The sequence below is a fragment of the Halalkalibaculum sp. DA3122 genome, assembly GCF_043951865.1.
Taxonomy (GTDB): domain Bacteria; phylum Bacteroidota; class Rhodothermia; order Balneolales; family Balneolaceae; genus JAMQKA01.
In genome coordinates, this window is sequence record NZ_JBINJF010000046.1 from 1 (window position 1) to 20,380 (window position 20,380).

Consider the following 20,380-nt stretch of genomic DNA (forward strand, 5'->3'; position numbering starts at 1 on the left):
GGCCGCGCAGACGTACGTTGGTACGTTGAGCAGGTGATTTGTCCTTCAACGCAGCTGAAAGGCCCATTTCGCAGCCTGTTACAGACTGTAATGATGATTTGGCAATAAAAAATGGAATAAGTTATGGTCATCCATGAAGTTACATGATTTTATCCAACATACTCGTGAGAAATCCGGGCTAGAGACTGATAAGCACCTCGCAGGGAGTATCGGACGGCAGCTGCTCGCGTCCCCTCAGTGCCTGCAGCTCTATGATGAAGGAGTATCCGATTACGTCACCCCCCAGTTTTTCCACCAGCTGTGTAGCCGCGCGGGCCGATCCCCCCGTAGCAATCAGGTCATCGTGGATAATTACCTTGTCTCCATTTTTGAATGCATCTGCGTGCATCTCCACCTGGTCTTCCCCATATTCAAGGGCGTAGGTTTCAGAAACGGTGTCGGCGGGTAGTTTGCCCGGCTTTCGAACCGGAATAAATCCTGCATGGAGATCCTGGGCCAGGTTGGTTCCGAAGAGAAATCCCCTTGACTCAATACCGATCACATAATCGACCTGGGAATACCGGAACGGGCGGGCCAGCATCCGGGAGGTCAACTCGAGGGTATCGGGGTTTTTGAGAAGGGGAGTAATGTCTTTAAAGGCGATACCCGGCCTGGGAAAGTCGGGGATATTGCGGATTTCAGACTCAAGCAGCTGCAGAATACTTCTGTTTACAGATTCCATTCGGCTATTTTTTTACTATTATTGGAGCTCTGATTATAGCTAATAACCGGAATGGGAAGCAAATTTTTGCTTGATATTTCCACTGCAAGTCCGTGCTGAACAGGATCCCCGTCCTGCTTCTTAAATCAAATTAACTGGGACCTTTGCAAAACCCTCTATTTTGTTGGGAGGTTGTTGTACCACCGACCGTATTAACCTATTATCATTTTAATCAGGAGTACAGCTCTCAGAATAAGGATTTACGAGTTTGTAAAATTTTCTAACAAATACATTAATTCAAAACCTGCTTATGCCGCAAAACAACAGCACCCCGACCATCAGACAGCATCAAAAATTTATGCTCCAGGCTTTTAAACTCGCCGAGCAGGCGTACGAAGAGGATGAAATTCCCGTTGGGGCAATCGTTGTGCAGGAGGACCGCATCATCGGGAAGGGATACAATCAAACCGAGCGCCTCAACGATGCTACGGCCCATGCTGAAATGCTGGCCATCTCTGCAGCTTGTTCTACAATCGAAAGCAAATATTTAACCGATTGCACGTTGTATGTGACGCTGGAGCCCTGCCCGATGTGTGCCGGCGCCCTTGTCTGGTCCAGGATCGAACGCGTTGTATTTGGCACACTGGATGCCCGGGCGGGCGCCTGTGGCAGCTTGTTCAACATCGCTGACAACGAAAAGCTGAATCACCGGGTTGAGGTCATCCAGGGCGTTATGGAGGAAGACTGCAAATGGATACTACAGCATTTTTTTGAAAATAAACGCTCCAAATCCGGACTTTAATCTTGATTATTCACGCACACCTTCGATCCACTGCCCAGTTGGTGGTGAGCCAGCAGCAAGCGAAAGTTGCCAATGCAATAAAATATACCCTCAACTTAACTTTGAATTTTCTGGCATATGCATATTTTAGGATAGGAATTTTTCAAAGGGTTTTTTCATTCATTGTTACACTAAATTTCAATCAAAAACGGGATACATTATGTCAAGACCAGTAACACTATTCACCGGCCAGTGGGCCGACCTGACATTAGAAACGATTGCCGAAAAAGCGGCTTCGTGGGGATATGACGGACTCGAGCTGGCTTGCTGGGGAGATCACTTTGATGTCCACCGTGCACTGGAGGAAGATGATTATTGCGAGCAGCAAAAAGAGCTGCTTGCCAAGTACGACCTTCAGGTATGGTCGATCAGCAACCACCTGGTGGGTCAGGGCGTGTGCGATCTGATCGATGAACGCCATAAAGAGATCCTTCCCAAACATGTTTGGGGCGACGGGGATCCTGAAGGGGTCCGGCAACGCGCGGCCGATGAGATGAAAGCCACCGCCCGTGCCGCAGCAAAACTGGGCGTACCGGTGGTCAACGGATTTACGGGGAGCTCTATCTGGTCAAAACTGTACTCCTTCCCCCCCAACCTGCCCGATACGGTAGACGAGGGATTTCAGGATTTTGCCGACCGCTGGAACCCGATCCTGGATGTATTTGATGAAGTGGGGATCAAGTTCGGTCTTGAGGTCCACCCCACCGAAATCGCGTTTGACATCGCCTCTGCCGAGCGTGCCATCGAGGCACTGGATGGACGCGAAACCTTTGGCTTCAACTACGACCCCAGCCACCTCGGCTACCAGGGAGTGGATTATGTTGGATTTATCGATACTTTCTCCGACCGTATTTATCATGTACACATGAAGGATGTGTGGTGGTCAGACAAGCCGACCAAGGCGGGTGTGTTCGGGGGACATACCGAATTCGGAAATAAAGACCGCTATTGGGACTTTGTGTCGGTAGGACGCGGCAAAATCGATTTTGACCGGATCATTCGTGCACTCAACCGCATTGAGTACGCCGGACCGCTTTCCGTCGAATGGGAAGACAGCGGCATGGACCGCGAAGTGGGAGCCAGCGAATCCGCAGATTACTGCAAAAAAATCGACTTCTCCGCTCCCGGCGCCGCATTTGACTCTGCCTTCTCAGATAGCGATGAAGAATAAACTGAAAATCGAATACTGATCGCCGGCAGCGATCCCCCCCGGGCATACAAATGGCGTCCGGGGGGGACCTGCCGGCGATGCTTGTTGTACCGGCAGAACTGCACCGGTCAACACAAGGTCAATATAACCTCAGAAGAATTATTTTACATGTATTTACTAGGATATGACGTAGGGAGTTCAAGCATAAAAGCCAGCCTTATCGAGGCTGACGGTGGTACGCTGGTAAGTGCGGCCACCTCCCCCGATAAAGAGCTGGAGATGTCGGCTCCCGAGCCCGGATGGGCCGAACAGGATCCCGAGAACTGGTGGAGCCACGTCGTGAAGGCCACCCGTCAAATCGTTTCGGAAGCCGATATCGACACGAACGACATTAAGGCGATCGGCATCTCCTACCAGATGCACGGGCTCGTCCTGGTCGACGGAGACCAGCAGCCGTTGCGTCCCTCCATCATCTGGTGCGACGGGCGGGCCGTGGATATCGGGCAAAAAGCGTTTGAAGAGCTGGGCGAAGAGTACTGCCTGGACCACTTCCTGAATTCGCCTGGGAACTTTACCGCCTCTAAACTGAAGTGGGTTAAAGAAAATGAACCGGATCTTTACAACCGGGCGGTTAAATTTATGCTGCCCGGCGATTACATCGCCATGAAGATGACCGGTAATATATCGACCACTACATCCGGACTTTCCGAAGGCATCTTCTGGGATTTCAAGTCGAACGGAATCGCAACTCCACTGCTGGATCACTACGGCATCTCAGAAGATCTGATCCCGGAGGTTCATCCAAACATGGGGGACCACGGCAAACTTTCTGCCTCGGCAGCGGAAGAGCTGGGGCTTTCAAAAGGGATCAACATCGCCTACCGGGCGGGCGATCAGCCGAATAACGCACTTTCGTTAAACGTGCTGAACCCGGGAGAGGTCGCTTCCACGGCGGGAACCTCCGGTGTAATTTACGGGGTTACGGATGAACCGCTCTATGACCGCCAGTCGCGCGTCAACACGTTTGTGCATGTAAACCACGGCAAAGATCATCCGCGTTATGGCGTGCTGCTCTGTGTCAACGGTACCGGCATCCAGTACAGCTGGCTGCGCAATACACTTCTTGACGGCAGATCCTACAGTTACGACGAGATGAATGAAATGGCCGGCAGCGTACCGATTGGAGCTGAAGGAATTTCTGTACTACCGTTTGGCAACGGCCCCGAACGCCCGCTTGCGAATAAAAACCTGGGAGGCCGGATTAATGGAATTCAATTCAACCGTCATAAAATCGGTCATGTGATCCGGGCCGCGCAAGAGGGTATCGCATTTGCTCTGAACTACGGGCTGCAGATAATGAAAGAGATGGGAATGGATATAGAGACGGTGCGCGTGGGCCATACCAACATGTTCCTGAGTCCCGTTTTTGCCGAAGCCTTTACCAATGTTACAGGCAAGATCGTTGAGATGTACAATACCGACGGTTCGGTGGGTGCAGCCATTGGCGCGGGCCTCGGCGCCGGCGTCTACAAAAAACGATCAGAAGCATTTGCCGGGTTAAAAAAGGTGAAAACCCAGGAGCCGGAAAACGAGCTCGTCAAATCATATTCTGCCGCATACGGGCGCTGGCATGAGGAGTTGGAGCGTGCGATGTGAATCGCCTGCGGCCAGTACCATTCAGATGACTTAAACTACAACTCAGAAAATTCAAGTAATAACGATAATTCTATGAAGATAACTACTGGTGAAAAAGAGTATTTCCCCGAAATAGACAAGATCGAATTTGAGGGAAGGGATTCCGACAATCCCCTCGCATTCAAATACTATGATGAAAACAAGAAGGTTGCCGGAGAATCGATGAAAGACTTTTTCCGGTTTGCAATCGCCTACTGGCACACCTTTACCGGTACCGGCGGTGACCCTTTTGGCGTAGGCACTCGTCAATTTCCCTGGCTGACATCCGCCGACCCCATTCAGCGGGCCAAGGATAAAATGGATGCGGCTTTCGAGTTTATCACCAAGCTGGGAGTTCCCTTTTATTGCTTTCACGACTACGACCTGGTGGATGAGGCCGATACCATCGCGGAATCCGAAAAAAGGCTGAAAACGATTGTGGAATACGCCAAAAAGAAGCAGGAGGAATCGGGCGTACAACTGCTCTGGGGAACGGCCAACCTGTTTACCAACCCCCGCTATATGAACGGGGCAGCTACCAACCCCGACTTTTCAGTAGTTTCGCACGCCGCCGTCCAGGTCAAAAATGCACTTGACGCCACCATCGAGCTCGGCGGCGATAATTATGTGTTCTGGGGCGGACGAGAAGGCTACATGTCACTCCTCAATACCGATATGAAACGCGAGCAGGAACACCTGGCAACGTTTCTCAAAAAGGCGCGTGACTATGGCCGCGAAAACGGATTTGAGGGCACCTACCTGATTGAACCGAAGCCGATGGAGCCGATGAAGCACCAGTACGACTTTGACACGGCGACCGTCATCGGGTTTCTGCGTGAACACGGGCTTGATGAGGATTTCAAGGTCAACATCGAGGTCAACCACGCGATCCTCTCGCAGCACACCTTCCAGCATGAGCTCGAAGTGGCGGCCTCCAACGGGCTTCTCGGCAGCATCGATGCCAACCGCGGCGACTATCAAAACGGCTGGGATACCGACCAGTTTCCGGTCAACATTTACGAATTGACCCAGGCGATGCTGGTACTGCTGGAACATGGTGGACTGGGTACAGGAGGTTTCAACTTTGATGCCAAGCTCCGCAGAAATTCAACCGATCTCGAGGACCTGTTCTATGCACATATCGGCGGAATGGACATGATGGCCCGGGCGCTGGAGACCGCCGCCGCGATCCTGGAAGATTCCGAATACAACGAGCTGCGCAAGCAAAGATACAGCTCATTCGACAGTGGCAAGGGAGCCCAGTTTGAAAAAGGCAACCTCAGCCTGGAAGAGCTCAGAGCGTATGCGATCGAACACGGAGAACCCGATCAGATAAGCGGGCGACAGGAATACTACGAAAATCTTATCAACCAGTATATCTAGCCTGCATTTTCACCGGTGCGGCGTACTTATGAAGTACGTCGCACTTTTTTTATGATTCGGCATACAGCCCCCCCTTCCTGATTTCAGACCATCAATCGGCAGCTTATCATCTCCGGTATGGGGCCACTCCAGTTTCAACGTAAATCTCAATTTCCCTCCTGCAGCCCGTTAATCCACCGTATCCATATAGTCAGTCAACCGGTGGTCGGACGAATCTTTCTGCTGCCACTTTTGGAGAATATACTGAACCGCCTGATGAGTGGTCATGTGGAAATGCGAGCCACCGAGTCGTCGTGCCAGCCCGGACCGCAGCATGATATCCCGAATCGGTCCCTTAAGTCCGGCAAAGTGCAGATCTATATTAAGCTCCTGCAAACTTTCAACCACATTCTGCAGGGCTTCTATGGCCGTCGTATCCAGGTCATTTATACTGCGCCCCTCGATTATGACCGCCTCAATCGTTCGATTCTCTTCTTCACTCTTTGTTATAATATATTCCTTGAAATACTCTGCATTGTTAAAAGAGAAGGAAGCGTCAACCCGCAGAACCAGCAATCCGCGTATGCGGTCGGCCTCCGGATACCGCTTGATATCACGAAAGAAATGAGAACCGGAAATATGGCCCAGTTCAGCCACATTCGGGCGACTTGCGCGAATAAGGACACCCACCAGGGATGCCCCCACCCCCAACAGAATCCCTTCCTGTATTCCTATAACCAGTATTGTAATAAACGTAAATAGAGCGATGTATCCATCCCGTTCTTTGGTTCTGAACAGGTAACGGATCTGCTTTATTTCTATGAGGCCAAGCGAGGCAACAATAATTATGGCGGAAAGGGCCGGCATCGGCACATAATAAAAAAGCGGGGTCAAAAACAGCAGTGTCAGTCCTATTAAAATTCCTGCAAAAACATTGGTCAAGGGAGTCTTACCCCCTGCCTGCTCGTTAACAGCCGACCTCGAAAAACTGCCTGAAATAGGAATACTTCTGAAAAATCCGCCAACCAAGTTCGCGGTACCGATAGCCCAAAGCTCGCGATTGGGACTGATGGTATAGTTGTATTTGGAGGCGAACGTCCGCCCGAGGGTCACCACATTCATAAATTGAACCAGCGACAGGGTTAAGACGGTGGGCACCAACCGCCGCAACTGTTCAAAGCTGAATGCAGGGATAGTCGGGGCGGGGAGTCCCCCGTCAATAGATCCCACCACTTCCACTCCGCGTTGATCCAGTCCCATTCCCCAAACCGCGGCTGAGCTCAGGATGACCAGTATTAACGCATCCGGCGCTGCCGGCAAAAACCTGTTGAAGGCGAAAAGAACCAGGATTCCGGAAACTCCGATGATAAAGGTAACCAGGTGCAGTTCGCTCCATACCCCGGCGAGCTCAGTAATAATATCGTATATATACTGCGTCTGCTGCAGGTTTATGCCCGTTAAATTGCCAAGCTGGCTAAACGAGATGATCAGGGGCGCGGCTGTTGTAAATCCGATAATAACAGGCTTGGACAACAGGTTTACAATAAAACCCAGCCGGGCCACCGACATGGCGATCTGCGTGATCCCGACAAATATGCCGAGCAAAATAACCAGGGAGATATACTGGTCGCTGCCCGGTTCAGCAATGAGCCCGACCCCCGCCGCTACAATAAGCATGTCGATGGCTACAATACCGACTGAAAGATGCCGTGAGGTAGCAAAAAGCGGGTAGATGAGCAGCGGCACCAACGATGCATACAGCCCGTAGATGGCAGGCAAACCGGCCAGTACAGCATACGCCATTCCCTGCGGAATAAGCATTACACCAACCGTTACACCGGCAGACAGGTCGTTACGAAGCGTTTCAGACGAATAGTCGGAAAGCCACTTGAAAATCGTGAGTTTGGAAAGAAACCATTCATATTGTTCTCTCAAACCCATACGAACATGAAACTGGTTGTATATGATTTTAAGTGCCGAATAACCGTTCAGTTTATGTTAAAGATTTTTTGATAAAGATGTTGTTCGATTTTGAATTGATTTGCCCGTTCTTTATTTACCTTAGATTAGTGACAGATCCTTAAAAAAATTATAGAGATAAATTTTGCAATATTTTATCCCCAATGACATCTTAATTTTTTCAATTTTATTTCACCCAATATTTTTTTAAACTGGTAAACATTAATATTTTTTAATGTTTACCAGCTCAAGGGCATCTAAAGTATCAAGTCGGTTAGGTAATATCATCCATTTAATTATATTCGTATGGCTATGAAGTCTAAAATTCTTGTGTTCCTTTCTTTATCCTGTTTTGTTTTACTAGTTCAGGCTTGTGGGACGGCTGACTCAGATCTAGAGTCTGTAAGTATTTCTGGAGAGGTAAGTAACCAAAATACTGGAAATCCAATTGAAGATGCTATTGTCGAAATAATCAATCCTGCACCCTTGAGACAAACCATCACTACCGATTCATTAGGCCAGTTTGCATTTACGATAGAGGCCGACAGCTCATTTTCTGTAACGATAGAAGCTTCCAGACAGGGTTTTAATTCTAAATCGACAACCTTTAAGGTCGCACCTGAAACCGACGTAACAGACCTGATTATTGAGTTACTATCTGAGACAGATCCGGGTGATGAAGGTGGTGATGATGAACAAGTTGGTGGTGAACCGGAAGGAGCCGCAGCCATTGTTTTAACCGGTATCTCGAATCAAGCAATAAATATTGCTGAAACAGGCGACCAGGTAAGCAGTGCTTTTACCTTTGAAGTTCAGGATTCCGCCGGACGTTCTTTGAACAGGGAAAAAGCGGTAGATGTACAATTTAGTATAATATCTGGGCCAGGTGGCGGTGAGGAATTAATTCCACAAGTGGCGAAAACCAATGCCCAGGGTCGCGTTACAAGCTCTCTTTTCAGTGGAAATACTGCGGGTCCCGTAAAAATACAGGCTCTTGTAGACCGACCTGAAGTCGGTTTAACAATCCGTTCAAAGCCCGTGTTGATTGCAATCCACGGGGGATTTCCAGATGAAGATCACTTCAGTATTGCACCCAATAAATTCAATTTTGAAGGGTATGATATCAATGGAGTTCGGAATACAGTTACCGTGATTGTTGGAGATAAGTTTTCCAATCCTGTAAAACCTGGGACTGTCGTTTACTTTAGCACTACGGGAGGAGTTATACAGGGCTCTGGAGAGACAGATGAAGATGGTATTGTAACTGCAGATCTGATATCCGGTGAACCCAGACCGACTGATGACATTAGCGGTAGTGCAGGAAGGCCAGGCTATTCAACCGTTACTGCTACCACAGTAGACGAGAATGACAACCGCATTTCGAAACAAATCAATGTTGTCTTCTCAACAAGAGGGGCGTTAATTGATGCAAGTCCTACTACATTTGATCTTTCTCCCAATGGGGGGGAAAGTTTCTCATATACCGTAACCGATCTGAATGGCAACCCAATGGCAGCCGGCACCGAAATTAGTGTCGAAGCCGGAGAGGGAATCGAGGTTACCGGTGATTCAGATTTCACCTTGGGCAACCACCTTTTCCCAGGGCCCGGGGCCACAGAATTTAACTTCTCAATCCGGGACACTGATGAAGAATCCAATGATCCGGCTTCGTTGACAATTAAAATTTCTGTAACTACCCCATCGGGTAATACAACAACATACACTGAAATTTCTGGAACAAGACGTAAGTCTCAATAAATTAATCCAATCATTGGACCATTAATCCCACCCAAAATATCGGGCGGATTTTATTCAGCAACGATGCTAACAGCATACAAACAAGTCATTTAATAATTTCCATCCTTTGCATTATATTCGGGAGGGTTTTAAAATCAGGAATTTTGTCGGAGTTCAAGACCCGATAAAATGATAAGTTTGGGCGACAAAACAACGGTTTACAAAACCTATTCGATTGATTTTTTTGGAATTAGTATAGACTTAAATATCAGACATGAAGTCACTACCAGAACTTTTTGAAAATAACCGAACGTGGGCTGAAAGGGTAGAACAGGAACATCCCGGTTTTTTCAGCGAGCTGGCTAAAGGCCAGAATCCCCAGATTTTGTGGATCGGGTGCTCCGACAGCCGGGTGCCGGCCAACCAGGTTGTGGATCTGCCCCCCGGCAGCCTTTTCGTGCATCGCAATGTGGCCAATGTAGTGGTTCATTCCGACCTGAACTGCCAGTCGGTGCTGCAGTATTCCGTCGAAGTGCTCAAGGTAAAGCATATTGTTGTATCAGGACACTACGGGTGCGGGGGCGTGACGGCCGCACTTAAGGGCCAGAGTTTTGGACTTATTGACAACTGGCTTAGCCATATCCAGGATGTTATCGTTCAACACGAGGGGGAGCTCAGCTCCATTTCGGATGAGCAAAAACGGGTTAACCGGATGTGCGAACTGAATGTCCGGGCACAGGTAATCAATGTCTGCCGCTCCCCTTTTGTACAGCAGGCGTGGGAAAAGGGACAAACACTCAGCGTGCATGGGTGGATATACGATCTGAAAGACGGGTTACTTAGCGACCTGGATGTAACGGTGGGAGGCAAAAAAGATCTGCAAAATATTCTTTGATTACTGATCAATACCGTTGCTTTTCATATATTCCGTTCAACTTTCAAGAAAATAACGTTCGTTTTTCCTTATGGAGATAAAGAGCACAGAAAAAAAATTTCCGAGCCTTGTGTACAAGGATTCAGAATATGAGCAGTTCATTGATCATTTGAAATCCGGCAAGGCGTATCACCTTGCTCTTTTTATCGGGCTGTATGAGAATAACAAACAGAAGGCCTTGAAAGAGATCGCAAAAGCGACGGGCAAGGAGGTCCTGGAATATGATTTCGATGATATTGTATCGAAAATTGAACGTGACACGGTTGATGCTGTCGATCAGCTATGGGAAGAAGTCAAAGACAGCGATGCCATTCTCCACTTCTCCAATGGGGATAAACTCTGCGGTGCATACACCGGATTTTCGCACTCCAAAGTCAAGTATGCCACACCCCAGGAGCGGTATTTCCTGCAAAAAATCCAGGCGTTTCAGGGACTTGTCATCATCGATATTACTGAATATGACAGCGCCGACGAAACGATATTGCGGGCCGCCGATTCCATCATAAAGTTTCCGCTTCCATCTTCCTCCCTGCAGCGTTTTTGGTGGCACCTGAAGCACTACTCGTTGCACGGGTTCGATCTGAAAACAAAACGACCGGAAAGCTATTTAGACACTTCCACAAATTTTTAGGCCGATGAAACTTTCACTTCCGACCACTACCAGTTAATCGTATCAGCCACTCCGATACGATGTGAAGAGATGATCACATGGTGGATGAATCCATCTGAGTGATTTTGCACCTGCCCCGGGGGGCAAGCCTGTCGTTGCCAGTTGTACATATTTGAGCTTATCACATCTGCAGGTATGTGAAATTTAGTTCGTTTAAGGGAGTTGCATGCGAATAAAAAAAGAAGTGGATGAAGTTGGGGAGCAGACGACTGAGTTACCTGCTCCATCCTCTTGGTACGCCCGGTTGTGGCAAGATATTCTTGGTTCCGTTCGCGGGGTGGAATACGAATTTACTGAAGGCAGCATCTGGCGGGCGACACTGCTGCTCTCCATTCCCATGGTGCTGGAGATGGCCATGGAGTCGATCTTTGCCGTGGCAGATATCTTTTTTGTCTCGAAACTGGGGGCCGACGCGGTTGCTACCGTCGGCATTACCGAATCGATTCTTACCCTGGTCTATGCTATCGCCATGGGCCTCAGCATGTCCACTACTGCACTTGTATCGCGGCGTATCGGCGAAAAAAATGAGCAGGCGGCTGCTATTTCGGCAGTACAGGCGATTATTGTAGCTGTTATTGTAGCGATGCCAATTTCCCTGGCAGGCATATTTTACGCACCCGAACTGCTGACCCTTATGGGCTCCAACGAGCAGATGATCCGGGAACTTAACAGTTATACCGCCATCATGCTCGGGAGCAACATCGTGATTATGCTCCTATTTATAATAAATGCCATATTTCGCGGTGCGGGCGATGCGGCCATATCAATGCGGGTGCTCTGGGTCGCCAATATTATCAATATTGTGCTTGATCCCCTTCTAATTTTTGGATTTGGTCCTGTTCCCGCACTGGGAATTACCGGCGCCGCCGTGGCTACAACTATTGGCCGGGGCGTAGGGGTTGCCTATCAATTTTACCTGCTGACACAAAAAAGCAACAGGATCAACATCCGACGAAGCCACTGGAAACTGGAGGGAGCTATCATGAAGCGGCTGATCCGGCTCTCTCTCGGTGGCATCAGTCAGCATCTTATCGCCACCTCCAGCTGGATCGGGCTGGTCCGCATTATCGCCGTCTTTGGAGCGGAGGCACTCGCGGGGTACACCATCGCCATCAGAATATTGATCTTCTCTCTATTGCCGTCATGGGGAATGAGCAACGCAGCGGCCACCCTGGTGGGACAGAATCTCGGGGCACAAAAACCGGGGCGGGCCGAACGGTCTGTATGGATTACCGGCCTGGTGAACATGTGCTTTCTGGGCCTGGTGGGGGGCACCTTTTACCTGTGGGCCGAGGAACTCATTCGACTTTTCACCAGCGAGCCCGCGGTTGTTTCAACAGGCATCCAGTGCCTGCGGATCATCTGCCTGGGCTACCTGTTCTACGCCTGGGGCATGGTAATTGCCCAGGCATTTAACGGTGCCGGTGATACCGATACCCCTACCCTGCTTAATCTCATCTGTTTTTGGCTGGTAGAAATTCCGGTTGCTTATCTCCTGGCCCTTACGTTGGAATTCGGGGAGCCGGGCGTTTTTTACTCCATCGTTATTTCTGAAACCCTGCTTGGCGTCCTCGGGATTATGGTTTTCCGAAAAGGAAGATGGAAAAATCGAGTAGTTTAGAGATTATCAGCACCATAAAAACGGGGAATCAACTTTTGGGAAAAAAGAAGCAGAAGACTATTTTTGGTGCTGATATGAAAGAACCGGAAAAACCACTGCCTACAGACTGCTGCGGATCGGGCTGCGAACGCTGCGTCTACGATATCTATGTAGAGCAGTTGAAACAGTATAAAGCCTGGAAAGAATCTCAACAACCCAAAGAAGCAGGAGGAACGGATGGCTTTAACCGTAAAACGTGACACCAGTGGTCGCCGCGGCAAAACGGTGACGATGATTACCAATATTCAGCACAATCCCCAGGTGATTGAAGACCTGGAAAAAAAGCTGAAGCAGCACTGCGGTGCAGGGGGAACCAGCTACGCCAAAACCATCGAAATCCAGGGAGACCATGTCGATAAAATCAAAAAGTTTCTTGTCGATGAGGGCTTTGACGTAAAATGAGTCAGGATCTTCAGATGCAACATCTCCAACCCAAAAAAGCGGTAATCGTATGGATTTAACCATTCCCGAAGAAGAGTACAAGGCGATCCTAAGTGAAATTAAGAGTGATGAAAGTCCCGTCGGAATTGATGCCGGCAAAACACATGTGCTCATTATCCAAAAGCTTATCGATATCGACCGACGCCTGCAGGCACTGGAAAAGAGATTTGCAGAAGAGGAATAGTTTAAATCCTTTACGGAATCAGAACTCTTGAATGCATGGCCGTGGGGAGGTCGAAGTCCTCACCAATATTGATGAGGGCGACTAAAAATATCGATCTGGAAATTCTGGGCAGTGAATGGGGACCATCCTGGTAAATACCGGGATAGTCTTACCGCTGGCGCGGGATCCAGTCTCCACATCGATGGAAAAAAAGAAACCAGTAACTACCCTTCCGTTTATGAATGGCGCTACATTAGTTACAATTTTATGGTGTCGCCCTAACCCGGGGTAAAGAACTGCGGACAGATACCGCCGGACACTGCCCATCCTATTGTGGGCAGCGCCCATAAAGCATATTTTGTCTTCTACAAGCTCACCTTGCTCTCGCGTTTGGGATCCAGGTCATACAGTGACGAAACCGTAGCCTGAACCGTTTTGTACCAGTCATTTCCATACTTGTCGTTAATCTCGTAGAAATCCGCAAAATCGGGCTTGCGGGTCTTCATTTTCCATTCCTGGTTCTTGGCTTTGTAGGTAGGATCGATATGCAGCAGTTCATGGAACAGGACCATCTCCCGGGTTTTTTCATCCAGCATATCCCACATCTCCCCGGAAATCTCGATCAGGTAATCGTTGCCTGAATAGTATTTAACTTCGCGGGAAGCCTTCATGCATTTTGCCGCACGATATTTCGTCACATTTGGGTACACCAGGAAATACCCGATCGAGGCGGGACCGAATTCCAGCTTTTCCCGCTCAATCACACGCTCCGCAATCGTTTCCACTTCGGGCGATTCCATCAGCTGTTTATTACTGTGACTTATGGTATCCCCGGGCTTCAGAAAATCATTGTCTTTCATATTGTTGAAGTACTAAAAACTTTAATTTACTGTTCAATTCGTTGACTCATTCAAGACCGCTAAAAGTATCGTATTCGAATGATTATTTCAGCTTTTACCTCCCGATTTTTCAGGTATTTGTGAGGGATATATTAGAAAATGCCTGAAGCTCGACGGGTTGGAGTTTCACAGCAGTGTATTACCCGGTTTATTCACGAAGTAGTAAAAATAAGATGTTAAATCCAGGAAAATATTTGACATATGGAGAATCACCTATAGCTCAAATTTGGGTGTAGTTGCACCATACTGCGAAATTTGCCCGTGCACTTCGTTATCCCGACAATGCCTCCTCAACGTACCTCGGCACGACTGCTTGGTGCCATTCCCGGGACTCCTCGTGCACAACCAAATTTCTTGGTGAATAATCCGGGTTAATGCTTTCCTGTGGCAAGCTACCTATTTTCATACCTACAGGATACGAGATAAATAGGCTGTTTGAGATGCATCGTTGCGCGGGTATTTGTTAAACTATCCTGCATCTTTGTACACTTATTTCAAATGCGGGACAATACCGAATTTGGGCAAAAAACTTCTTACAAAGCTCTCTTGCAGGCTGAGAACACCACTCTCAAAAAAAGATAATCACAAAAAAACCCCGGCAAAAACCGGGGCCTCTAAATGTGATATAAAAAATAGGTTTGGTCTATTTATAATCCAGGCTTCGCACGTTAATTGCACTCAAGCCCTTGGGAGTCTCCTCGACATCAAATTCCACGGCTTCATCGTCTTCAAAGCCTTGATCGTAACCAAGATTTTCAACGTTGTTTCTGTGAACGAAAATATCCTTACTTCCTTCATCGGGATTAATAAATCCAAATCCTTTTTGGGAATCGAAAAATTTTATTTTGCCTTGTTGTGACATATATATTGTTTTTTGGGTACCTGTCGGTTTCATCTTGTGAAAGGAGTTGGACTAACGCGTCGTTTCAGTAAAGTTCACTTTTCAGGTGGGTAATTAAATTTAACAATGCAATGTAGGGCTAATTACTAGCAATACCTATTAATATTTATGTCCTGCTCCATGCCCTGCCACGACAAGCCGGTTCAGGAAGGTTGAAAGATCTTTCAGGGTACAGGTTCTCTTGCGATGGATGGATCGGGTCGGCCTGACGGTTAAAACGGCAACTAAATCGTGATAGAGTTTGTTTTGCTGTTCTCGATATTCCGTCTAACTTATGCTTGGCTTCAGCCGAATCGTGGCAATATCACCTGCTGCGCCTGCTTCCCTGAGACTAATAATTGATTATTGTCTTGGGTTCATGGTTTCGTTTTATTTAGGATGCGGTAAATATCATGGGAAATTAACAGTTTAAACTAAAACTCTGTCTATTCAGCATGGGATTTGAGCAACTGTTTATTATAGGGGTCTTATTGTTAGCCTTTGCCGGGTTAGCCGTTGACTTGTGGAGTCCTGATGCAATCTTGTTAACGGCGCTTGCCGTTCTCACGCTGGGTGGGGTCGTCAGCCTGGAACAGGCTTTTCAGGGGTTTGCCAACACCACATTGGTGGCACTGGGCAGTTTATATGTGGTATCGGCGGCAATGCGTGAAAGTGGTGCGCTGGATCGTGCCAGTACCTTTATACTGGGAGAAGAGACCAAGAGCATTCAACGAATTCTGATACGACTCTGCCCCAGCGTTTCTTTGTATTCCGCATTTTTAAACAATACCCCGGTTGTAGCGATGGGGATTCCGGCTATTCGAAGCTGGGCGCAGAAAAATAATATCGTCGTATCAAAACTCCTTATTCCCCTGTCCTACGCAGCCATTTTAGGTGGACTCTGTACACTCATCGGCACCAGTACCAACCTGATTACCCACGGACTGCTGCAAAGCCACGGATTTGCAGGCCTTTCTTTTTTTGAACTAGCCTGGATCGGGGTTCCCTGTGCCGTTGTAGGGCTCCTGTATCTCATCTTCGTTTCTCCCGTGCTGACCCCGGCACGCCGCGACATCCGCTACGAAGAGGAACGTAAAAGAAACCTGCTTGTGGAACTGGAAGTGACCGAAGGAGCTGATGTTGCGGGAAAAACCGTGAAAGAAGCCAGGTTGGCAGGTTTTCCAGGGTTTTACCTTTCCCGAATTAACCGGGAAAACCTGGAAATTGCGCCGGTTCCTGAAGATGAAAAAATCCGCGAGGGCGACCATCTTTTATATGCCGCCAAAGACGGCATCGCCGCCAAAACTCCCGATCTATCCGGGCACCCCGGGTTGCGGCTGGCCATTCAGCCTCCAAGAGGAATAAACAGAGAAGAGAACAGAGACCGGGAGCTGCACCAGGTCGTGGTAAAAGAGGGGTCGCGCCTTGTTGGGGCTACCGTTGAAGAAGCCAAACTCCTGGAGCGGTTCGGAGCAGCGGTAACCGGGGTTCGCAGAAGAGGAAAGCGCGTGGAGGAGCCGCTTGGCAAATTTATATTGCACCCGGGCGATGTACTCCTGCTGGATACCCGACGCGGTTTCAGAGGAGCTTATGAAGATATCGAGGACTTTTTCCTGACCAGTGAAGCCGGCGGTGAAGCCCCGGGTGATACTGATGAAATAAAAGAGCACCGTCCCGGCGGCAAAGACCTGTATGTCTCCGTTTCAGTATTGGTAGGTATCGTATTTTTGGTGGCTCTTGGCATAATCGATATCGCACTGGCCGGAATTCTGGGCGTGGCGGTGTTACTGACCTTCAACGTTATTGAAGCCGGCGAAGCCCGAAAATCAGTAGACTGGACCGTACTAATTGTGATCGGTTCGGCTATCGGACTGGGCAAGGCGATGGAGGTAAGTGGTACGGCCGAGCTGATCGGAGTGTGGATGGTGGATCTTACCAGCGCTTATGGACAGCGGGCCGTACTGGCGGGCGTGGTGCTTGCTACCGGTCTGCTTACCGAAATTATCACCAATAACGGGGCGGTGGCCCTGATGTTTCCCATAGCGTTGTCAGTTGCCGAGTCTCAAGGTGTTGATGCGCGCGGGTTGTTCATTGCCGTCACCCTGGTCGCCTCCATGTCGCTGATTACCCCGATCGGGTACCAGACAAACCTCATGGTATATGGTCCGGGTAATTATCGGTTTACCGATTTTTTCAAGGTGGGATTTTCACTTGAACTAACACTGTGGATACTCGTAATCATCCTGGTCCCCATTTTCTGGCCCATGTAAGACCGCATGAAACATGTACCTGAAAATTTTCCTGTATTTGCCCCAGACCGTTTGGGTTTAACCGAAAATCGGTTTCTTCAGAATTATGTCTGGTCTTTTGACTGGCACTGTGGACAAAAATAGAGCTTGCGTCCCCCCGTCTTGTTAACTTCAATTTTTGTTCCGCACCTGTAACAGTGCTCTCCCTCCCGATTGTAGACAAAATGCCGGTAATCAGACCGGCTCTTCCCTTCCCGCTTCAACGCCTGTACGGTTTGGGGATCCGTGGTGACGCCCTTCGTCTCGTACGAACGGCGGGCAAGCTCAACAGAAGCCTCGGCCATCTGCATTTTCTGCTGGTCAGTGCAGACTCTCAGCTTCAGGTCCGGATGCACGCCGGATACGAACATCACTTCGGCCCGCAGGTAGTTTCCAAGTCCGCTGAGGAAAGATTGATCCAGCAGCAAAGTGGCCACTTTCCTGTTCTGAAAAGCATTATCCTGGTAGCGGGAGAGTACTCTTTGCCGGTCGGTATCGGGATGCAATACATCTGGTCCCAGCTTTTTGAGATAATCGTGATCAGCCAGTTTATCGTCTTTGAGCACCTCTATTTCTGATGCAGAATATAAAAGGGCAGAATGTTCTCCATTGGTTAACGACAGCCTGAGCGATCGGTTCGTATCCGGGATTTCTCCCCTTTTAACTATTTTCCACTTCCCGTACAGCTGATTGTGCGAATAAATGTTTAATCCATCCTCGAACCGTGTCAAAATCGCTTTTCCCCGTGCTTCAATCCCCTCCACATTCCTGTTCTGCAATCTTTCTTCATACTTTTTCAGGTGATCAAAAGCGAAATACACCTCTTTAACACTGCGTTCAGCCAGCACCTCTGAGAGACGAGTGGCCGTTCTCCATATTTCCGGACCTTCAGGCATTACTTCATTGATTTATATTCAGATTCCTTTGTGTGGTTACAAGAAACACTATTCCAGGTTCTTCGTTCCGTTTCCTCAAGTATACACGGACAACAAGGCTCAAATCCCGTATTACCATGAACGTTGTCAATAAATTTGATCTCATTTCGTTAAAGCTGGTATTCAAATATATTTCTATTTTTGTTAGGCCTCAAAAATAGATACCTTCTTTCACTCAATTGGATCAATAATTTATAATTCAACGACATTCTTATATCATGTTTCAACAACGATTAATGCTATTTTTTATAAGTGGGATCTTTGTCCTTTTTGTGGGCTGCAACTCCGATTCCTCCATTGGATCCGGCGATACCACCCTTGAGAATAACATCGACAGTGTAAGCTACAGCCTGGGATACCAAAACGGCATGGTCCTGAGCCAGCAAAATATGACGGATATTGACATCGACAAGCTGGTTGCAGGAATACAGGCAGGACTTGATGACAGTGCTGACGCCCCTATTTCCGAATCAGAGATGCGTGGAATTATTCAGTCCTACCAGATGCAAAAACAGCAGGAAACAATGAATAAGCAGCGTGAAGAAGCCGCCACATATCGCAAAAAAGGCGAAGAGTTCCTGGCTCAAAACAGAAATGAGGAAGGGGTAGAAGTAACGGAAAGCGGCCTGCAGTACAAGGTGCTTGAAGAGGGATCCGGAGCCTCCCCGAATGCGACAGATACCGTTACGGTGCATTACCGGGGAACCCTGCTGGATGGTACCGAATTTGACAGCTCCATCGGCGGCGATCCGGCTACCTTTCCGCTCAACCGCGTTATTGAGGGCTGGACTGAAGGGGTTCAGCTGATGCAGGAAGGGGCCAAATACAAGTTCTGGCTGCCTGCCGACCTGGCATACGGAGACAACCCACGCCCGGGCGGTCCCATCAAACCGGGGCAGACTCTCGTCTTTGAGGTCGAGTTACTGGAAGTCAACTGAGGTTCATTAAATTTTTTTAACATTTTTAGCTTTTTTACACAGAACCGCTTTTATTAGTGGTAACTGTTTACGTTGGCTTTTTCGAAGTGTTGAAGGGAGCTGGTATCAATCCAGCTTCCTTTTTCTCTTTCATTGCCATCCCAGATTTTCAATAGTTCTACAGTCTCCCGCAGCAAGAAAATCTTATCTTTGTGATGTAATACTGATTTTTTCCCACTCCCTGCTTTTTAGAAATTTTCAATTAAGAATTTAGAAATAATGAACAACGCCGCGTCATTCTGACCGGAAGACCGTGCATTTGCGGCCTGGAGTCGAAGGATCTCCTTATGCAGGCTGCTTGTGGGTAGAGGGATTAACACCCAAGCAGTAGTAACCATGTTTAGGGAGATCCTTCGACTTCATTTCACTTCGCTTGATTACGCTCAGGCTTTATGTTAAAAAAGGGACCATCCCTTGGATTTGTCTTACCTTTTTTTCTGTAATCCTTTTAACAAATCAGGATTACGCGGCGTTGATTCGGGGAAGCCTTAGCCTGGATTGTTGCAACATGCCCGACCGGAAGAATTTCTGTTTGAAGAGGGGGGCGATTCATCTGAACAGCGGACAGACCAAGATCCCCACCGAGGAGTTAACTAGGGCAACCTCAAAAAGTCACAATAGCTCTTTTCTAAAGACAGAGGTGTTCCTTTTTGTGTGAACAAAAACGAACCCAAAAAGTCACCGGCGGGGATTTCTTCGCCTGGCTGCACTTCGCTGTGGCTAAAAGAAACCCAGATGTTCCCGTTGGTAGTATTTTCCACAACTACAGGTTTTCCGTATCTATGGGCTTTCCCGTAACCTGCTGCAGAGTTTCTTTCTTAACGCCTTCGCTGCGTTTGCCCGGGGCGGCTCAGAAATCGCCATGCCGGAGAGGATAAGACCCTTTTCTACGCAAGCGCCCAAAGTCCAGAAAATTCCTGCTACAGGTGCCAGCAACGTCTCCCAACGTTGATAAGCAGGAGCCACAAATGAAGTTCCAATAGAACAACATCTGGGATTTTATGGTAAATTTTTTGGTTCGTTTTTTCTTCACTGAAAAAATGAACATCCCTGTTTGTCAATAATAACTTATTTAGTTCATCTAAGGCACCATATTGGCATAATCGAATC

General features: G+C 48.3%; 18 protein-coding genes. 13 read left to right on the forward strand and 5 right to left on the reverse strand.

Annotated elements, in window-relative coordinates; all coding sequences use genetic code 11:
* Nucleotides 1-178: 178 nt before the first annotated feature.
* Nucleotides 179-721 carry an adenine phosphoribosyltransferase gene (locus ACG2F4_RS18025; protein WP_395262307.1) on the reverse strand — a complete coding sequence of 181 codons (543 nt, stop codon included), beginning with the start codon at nucleotides 719-721 and terminating at the stop codon, nucleotides 179-181.
* A gap of 289 nt (nucleotides 722-1,010) precedes the next feature.
* Here ACG2F4_RS18025 and tadA point away from each other — a divergent pair, with 289 nt between their 5' ends.
* The 4 genes from tadA to xylA all read left to right on the forward strand — a co-directional run bounded on the left by tadA (nucleotide 1,011) and on the right by xylA (nucleotide 5,748).
* Nucleotides 1,011-1,502, forward strand: coding sequence for a tRNA adenosine(34) deaminase TadA (gene tadA, locus ACG2F4_RS18030; protein ID WP_395262308.1), 492 nt, complete (start codon nucleotides 1,011-1,013; stop codon nucleotides 1,500-1,502).
* A 199-nt stretch (nucleotides 1,503-1,701) separates the two neighbouring features.
* Entirely contained in the window at nucleotides 1,702-2,712 is a 1,011-nt protein-coding gene (locus ACG2F4_RS18035; protein WP_395262309.1) for a sugar phosphate isomerase/epimerase family protein, read from the forward strand.
* Between the two features lie 147 nt (nucleotides 2,713-2,859).
* Complete coding sequence (locus ACG2F4_RS18040; RefSeq protein WP_395262310.1) at nucleotides 2,860-4,347, forward strand: xylulokinase; 1,488 nt, start codon at nucleotides 2,860-2,862, stop codon at nucleotides 4,345-4,347.
* Between the two features lie 72 nt (nucleotides 4,348-4,419).
* Entirely contained in the window at nucleotides 4,420-5,748 is a 1,329-nt protein-coding gene (gene xylA, locus ACG2F4_RS18045) for a xylose isomerase (protein ID WP_395262311.1), read from the forward strand.
* A gap of 168 nt (nucleotides 5,749-5,916) precedes the next feature.
* On the opposite strand, the gene ACG2F4_RS18050 is transcribed toward xylA, so the two are convergent.
* Nucleotides 5,917-7,668, reverse strand: a complete 1,752-nt coding sequence (locus ACG2F4_RS18050; RefSeq protein ID WP_395262312.1) for a SulP family inorganic anion transporter — start codon at nucleotides 7,666-7,668, stop codon at nucleotides 5,917-5,919.
* A 330-nt stretch (nucleotides 7,669-7,998) separates the two neighbouring features.
* Between ACG2F4_RS18050 and ACG2F4_RS18055 the strand changes: the two genes are divergently transcribed.
* From ACG2F4_RS18055 to ACG2F4_RS18085, 7 genes are all read left to right on the forward strand, one after another.
* Nucleotides 7,999-9,444, forward strand: a complete 1,446-nt coding sequence (locus tag ACG2F4_RS18055) for a carboxypeptidase regulatory-like domain-containing protein (protein WP_395262313.1) — start codon at nucleotides 7,999-8,001, stop codon at nucleotides 9,442-9,444.
* A 253-nt stretch (nucleotides 9,445-9,697) separates the two neighbouring features.
* Nucleotides 9,698-10,318: a carbonate dehydratase gene (gene can / locus ACG2F4_RS18060; protein ID WP_395262314.1), complete on the forward strand. Its 621-nt coding sequence runs from the start codon at nucleotides 9,698-9,700 to the stop codon at nucleotides 10,316-10,318.
* Nucleotides 10,319-10,427: 109 nt separating this feature from the next.
* Nucleotides 10,428-10,988, forward strand: a complete 561-nt coding sequence (locus ACG2F4_RS18065; protein ID WP_395262315.1) for a hypothetical protein — start codon at nucleotides 10,428-10,430, stop codon at nucleotides 10,986-10,988.
* Between the two features lie 205 nt (nucleotides 10,989-11,193).
* Complete coding sequence (locus tag ACG2F4_RS18070) at nucleotides 11,194-12,648, forward strand: MATE family efflux transporter (protein WP_395262316.1); 1,455 nt, start codon at nucleotides 11,194-11,196, stop codon at nucleotides 12,646-12,648.
* On the forward strand, nucleotides 12,627-12,887 hold the full coding sequence (locus ACG2F4_RS18075) for an oxidoreductase-like domain-containing protein (RefSeq protein ID WP_395262317.1): 261 nt from the start codon (nucleotides 12,627-12,629) through the stop codon (nucleotides 12,885-12,887). Before ACG2F4_RS18070 ends, ACG2F4_RS18075 begins: the two co-directional genes overlap by 22 nt.
* Entirely contained in the window at nucleotides 12,865-13,089 is a 225-nt protein-coding gene (locus tag ACG2F4_RS18080) for a translation initiation factor (protein ID WP_395262318.1), read from the forward strand. The genes ACG2F4_RS18075 and ACG2F4_RS18080 overlap by 23 nt, the downstream gene beginning before the upstream one ends.
* A 49-nt stretch (nucleotides 13,090-13,138) precedes the next feature.
* Nucleotides 13,139-13,312, forward strand: coding sequence for a hypothetical protein (locus ACG2F4_RS18085; protein WP_395262319.1), 174 nt, complete (start codon nucleotides 13,139-13,141; stop codon nucleotides 13,310-13,312).
* Between the two features lie 344 nt (nucleotides 13,313-13,656).
* On the opposite strand, the gene ACG2F4_RS18090 is transcribed toward ACG2F4_RS18085, so the two are convergent.
* Together ACG2F4_RS18090 and ACG2F4_RS18095 are read right to left on the reverse strand one after the other, a co-directional pair.
* The gene (locus ACG2F4_RS18090) at nucleotides 13,657-14,151 is read right to left on the reverse strand and encodes a putative metallopeptidase (RefSeq protein ID WP_395262320.1); all 495 of its coding nucleotides are present in this window, start codon (nucleotides 14,149-14,151) and stop codon (nucleotides 13,657-13,659) included.
* 682 nt (nucleotides 14,152-14,833) lie between these two features.
* The gene (locus ACG2F4_RS18095) at nucleotides 14,834-15,052 is read right to left on the reverse strand and encodes a cold-shock protein (RefSeq protein ID WP_395262321.1); all 219 of its coding nucleotides are present in this window, start codon (nucleotides 15,050-15,052) and stop codon (nucleotides 14,834-14,836) included.
* A 473-nt stretch (nucleotides 15,053-15,525) separates the two neighbouring features.
* Here ACG2F4_RS18095 and ACG2F4_RS18100 point away from each other — a divergent pair, with 473 nt between their 5' ends.
* Nucleotides 15,526-17,340, forward strand: a complete 1,815-nt coding sequence (locus ACG2F4_RS18100) for an SLC13 family permease (RefSeq protein WP_395262322.1) — start codon at nucleotides 15,526-15,528, stop codon at nucleotides 17,338-17,340.
* Between the two features lie 83 nt (nucleotides 17,341-17,423).
* Here ACG2F4_RS18100 and nei read toward each other — a convergent pair whose 3' ends face one another.
* Nucleotides 17,424-18,254, reverse strand: coding sequence for an endonuclease VIII (gene nei, locus ACG2F4_RS18105; RefSeq protein ID WP_395262323.1), 831 nt, complete (start codon nucleotides 18,252-18,254; stop codon nucleotides 17,424-17,426).
* Nucleotides 18,255-18,529: 275 nt separating this feature from the next.
* Here nei and ACG2F4_RS18110 point away from each other — a divergent pair, with 275 nt between their 5' ends.
* Entirely contained in the window at nucleotides 18,530-19,231 is a 702-nt protein-coding gene (locus ACG2F4_RS18110; RefSeq protein ID WP_395262324.1) for an FKBP-type peptidyl-prolyl cis-trans isomerase, read from the forward strand.
* Nucleotides 19,232-20,380: the final 1,149 nt, after the last annotated feature.

Excerpts from the sequence above, each read along its gene's own strand:
- ACG2F4_RS18055 (WP_395262313.1), top strand. The coding sequence starts at position 7,999 with ATGAAGTCTAAAATTCTTGTGTTCCTTTCTTTATCCTGTTTTGTTTTA.
- ACG2F4_RS18040 (WP_395262310.1), top strand. The coding sequence starts at position 2,860 with ATGTATTTACTAGGATATGACGTAGGGAGTTCAAGCATAAAAGCCAGC.
- can (WP_395262314.1), top strand. The coding sequence starts at position 9,698 with ATGAAGTCACTACCAGAACTTTTTGAAAATAACCGAACGTGGGCTGAA.
- nei (WP_395262323.1), bottom strand. The coding sequence starts at position 18,254 with ATGCCTGAAGGTCCGGAAATATGGAGAACGGCCACTCGTCTCTCAGAG.
- ACG2F4_RS18110 (WP_395262324.1), top strand. The coding sequence starts at position 18,530 with ATGCTATTTTTTATAAGTGGGATCTTTGTCCTTTTTGTGGGCTGCAAC.
- ACG2F4_RS18035 (WP_395262309.1), top strand. The coding sequence starts at position 1,702 with ATGTCAAGACCAGTAACACTATTCACCGGCCAGTGGGCCGACCTGACA.
- ACG2F4_RS18095 (WP_395262321.1), bottom strand. The coding sequence starts at position 15,052 with ATGTCACAACAAGGCAAAATAAAATTTTTCGATTCCCAAAAAGGATTT.
- ACG2F4_RS18025 (WP_395262307.1), bottom strand. The coding sequence starts at position 721 with ATGGAATCTGTAAACAGAAGTATTCTGCAGCTGCTTGAGTCTGAAATC.
- ACG2F4_RS18080 (WP_395262318.1), top strand. The coding sequence starts at position 12,865 with ATGGCTTTAACCGTAAAACGTGACACCAGTGGTCGCCGCGGCAAAACG.
- ACG2F4_RS18100 (WP_395262322.1), top strand. The coding sequence starts at position 15,526 with ATGGGATTTGAGCAACTGTTTATTATAGGGGTCTTATTGTTAGCCTTT.
- ACG2F4_RS18070 (WP_395262316.1), top strand. The coding sequence starts at position 11,194 with ATGCGAATAAAAAAAGAAGTGGATGAAGTTGGGGAGCAGACGACTGAG.
- tadA (WP_395262308.1), top strand. The coding sequence starts at position 1,011 with ATGCCGCAAAACAACAGCACCCCGACCATCAGACAGCATCAAAAATTT.
- ACG2F4_RS18050 (WP_395262312.1), bottom strand. The coding sequence starts at position 7,668 with ATGGGTTTGAGAGAACAATATGAATGGTTTCTTTCCAAACTCACGATT.
- ACG2F4_RS18085 (WP_395262319.1), top strand. The coding sequence starts at position 13,139 with ATGGATTTAACCATTCCCGAAGAAGAGTACAAGGCGATCCTAAGTGAA.
- ACG2F4_RS18075 (WP_395262317.1), top strand. The coding sequence starts at position 12,627 with ATGGAAAAATCGAGTAGTTTAGAGATTATCAGCACCATAAAAACGGGG.
- ACG2F4_RS18090 (WP_395262320.1), bottom strand. The coding sequence starts at position 14,151 with ATGAAAGACAATGATTTTCTGAAGCCCGGGGATACCATAAGTCACAGT.
- xylA (WP_395262311.1), top strand. The coding sequence starts at position 4,420 with ATGAAGATAACTACTGGTGAAAAAGAGTATTTCCCCGAAATAGACAAG.